Origin of the sequence: Fictibacillus nanhaiensis (assembly GCF_036213205.1) — a bacterium.
Classification (GTDB): Bacteria; Bacillota; Bacilli; order Bacillales; family Fictibacillaceae; genus Fictibacillus; species Fictibacillus nanhaiensis_E.
The window spans coordinates 1-2,988 of record NZ_JARMFC010000030.1 but is presented as its reverse complement, the minus strand read 5'-3'; the positions used below and the strand labels follow the sequence as shown (position 1 = coordinate 2,988).

1 rRNA gene is annotated in these 2,988 nt (G+C 52.9%); it reads left to right on the top strand.

Annotated features, from left to right (window positions below):
* The first annotated feature begins 5 nt into the window (after positions 1-5).
* Positions 6-2,942 (top strand): 23S ribosomal RNA (locus P4V41_RS20380).
* The last annotated feature ends 46 nt before the right edge of the window (positions 2,943-2,988 follow it).

Here is a 2,988-nt window from a genome sequence, read left to right as displayed (position 1 = left end):
TATAAGGTTAAGCTAGAAAGGGCGCACGGTGGATGCCTTGGCACTAGGAGCCGAAGAAGGACGGGACGAACACCGATATGCCTCGGGGAGCTGTAAGTAAGCATTGATCCGGGGATTTCCGAATGGGGGAACCCACCATCCGTAATGGGATGGTATCCATATCTGAATACATAGGGTATGAGAAGGCAGACCCGGGGAACTGAAACATCTAAGTACCCGGAGGAAGAGAAAGCAAATGCGATTTCCTGAGTAGCGGCGAGCGAAACGGAATCAGCCCAAACCAGAGAGCTTGCTCTCTGGGGTTGTAGGACACTCTATACGGAGTTACAAAGGAACGAAGTAGGTGAAGTGGTCTGGAAAGGCCAGCCGAAGAAGGTAACAGCCCTGTAGCTGAAACTTCGTTCCCTCCTGAGTGGATCCTGAGTACGGCGGGACACGTGAAACCCCGTCGGAATCCGGGAGGACCATCTCCCAAGGCTAAATACTCCCTAGTGACCGATAGTGAACCAGTACCGTGAGGGAAAGGTGAAAAGCACCCCGGAAGGGGAGTGAAACAGATCCTGAAACCGTGTGCCTACAAGTAGTCGGAGCCCATTAACGGGTGACGGCGTGCCTTTTGTAGAATGAACCGGCGAGTTACGATCCCGTGCAAGGTTAAGTTGATAAGACGGAGCCGCAGCGAAAGCGAGTCTGAATAGGGCGACATAGTACGTGGTCGTAGACCCGAAACCGTGTGATCTACCCATGTCCAGGGTGAAGTTCAGGTAACACTGAATGGAGGCCCGAACCCACGCACGTTGAAAAGTGCGGGGATGAGGTGTGGGTAGGGGTGAAATGCCAATCGAACACGGAGATAGCTGGTTCTCCCCGAAATAGCTTTAGGGCTAGCCTCGCGGCAAGATTCCTGGAGGTAGAGCACTGATTGGACTAGGGGCCCCCACAGGGTTACCGAATTCAGTCAAACTCCGAATGCCAGAGAATTATCCGCGGGAGTCAGACTGCGAGTGATAAGATCCGTAGTCAAAAGGGAAACAGCCCAGACCATCAGCTAAGGTCCCAAAGTATACGTTAAGTGGCAAAGGATGTGGAGTTGCCCAGACAACCAGGATGTTGGCTTAGAAGCAGCCACCATTTAAAGAGTGCGTAATAGCTCACTGGTCGAGTGACTCTGCGCCGAAAATGTAACGGGGCTAAACGTATCACCGAAGCTATGGCTTGTACCGTATGGTACAGGGGTAGGGGAGCGTTCGAAGTGCAGCGAAGTCAGACCGGAAGGACTGGTGGAGCGCTTTGAAGTGAGAATGCCGGTATGAGTAGCGAAAGACAAGTGAGAATCTTGTCCATCGAAAGCCTAAGGTTTCCTGAGGAAGGCTCGTCCGCTCAGGGTTAGTCGGGGCCTAAGCCGAGGCTGAAAAGCGTAGGCGATGGATAACAGGTTGATATTCCTGTACCACCTCCTTTCCGTTTGAACAATGGGGGGACGCAGTAAGGTAGGGTGAGCGCACTGATGGAATAGTGCGTCTAAGCAGTTAGGCTGTTGGGTAGGCAAATCCGCCCAACGTGAAGGCTGAGCTGTGATGGCGAGGGAAATTTTAGTACCGAAGTCCCTGATCCTACACTGCCAAGAAAAGCCTCTAGTGAGGAAAGAGGTGCCCGTACCGCAAACCGACACAGGTAGGCGAGGAGAGAATCCTAAGATGATCGGGAGAACTCTCGTTAAGGAACTCGGCAAAATGACCCCGTAACTTCGGGAGAAGGGGTGCTCTGATAGGGTTTATCGCCCGAGAGAGCCGCAGTGAATAGATCCAAGCGACTGTTTAGCAAAAACACAGGTCTCTGCGAAACCGCAAGGTGAAGTATAGGGGCTGACACCTGCCCGGTGCTGGAAGGTTAAGAGGAGGGGTTATCCTTTGGGAGAAGCTCTGAATTGAAGCCCCAGTAAACGGCGGCCGTAACTATAACGGTCCTAAGGTAGCGAAATTCCTTGTCGGGTAAGTTCCGACCCGCACGAAAGGTGTAACGACTTGGATACTGTCTCAACGAGAGACCCGGTGAAATTATAGTACCTGTGAAGATGCAGGTTACCCGCGACAGGACGGAAAGACCCCATGGAGCTTTACTGCAACTTGATATTGGATTTTGGTACAGCTTGTACAGGATAGGTAGGAGCCTGAGAAGCCGGAGCGCCAGCTTCGGTGGAGGCGTCGGTGGGATACTACCCTGGCTGTATTGAAATTCTAACCTTGGACCGTAATCCGGTTCGGAGACAGTGTCAGGTGGGCAGTTTGACTGGGGCGGTCGCCTCCTAAACAGTAACGGAGGCGCCCAAAGGTTCCCTCAGAATGGTTGGAAATCATTCGCAGAGTGTAAAGGCACAAGGGAGCTTGACTGCGAGACCTACAAGTCGAGCAGGGACGAAAGTCGGGCTTAGTGATCCGGTGGTTCCGCATGGAAGGGCCATCGCTCAACGGATAAAAGCTACCCTGGGGATAACAGGCTTATCTCCCCCAAGAGTCCACATCGACGGGGAGGTTTGGCACCTCGATGTCGGCTCATCGCATCCTGGGGCTGAAGTAGGTCCCAAGGGTTGGGCTGTTCGCCCATTAAAGCGGTACGCGAGCTGGGTTCAGAACGTCGTGAGACAGTTCGGTCCCTATCCGTCGCGGGCGCAGGAAATTTGAGAGGAGCTGTCCTTAGTACGAGAGGACCGGGATGGACACACCGCTGGTGTACCAGTTGTTCCGCCAGGGGCATAGCTGGGTAGCTACGTGTGGACGGGATAAGTGCTGAAAGCATCTAAGCATGAAGCCCCCCTCAAGATGAGATTTCCCATCACGTCAAGTGAGTAAGACCCCTTAGAGATGATGAGGTTGATAGGTCTGGTGTGGAAGCGTGGTGACACGTGGAGCTGACAGATACTAATCGGTCGAGGGCTTATCCTTAAAAAGCATAACGTTTGGAAACGTCGTATCTAGTTTTGAGAGAACA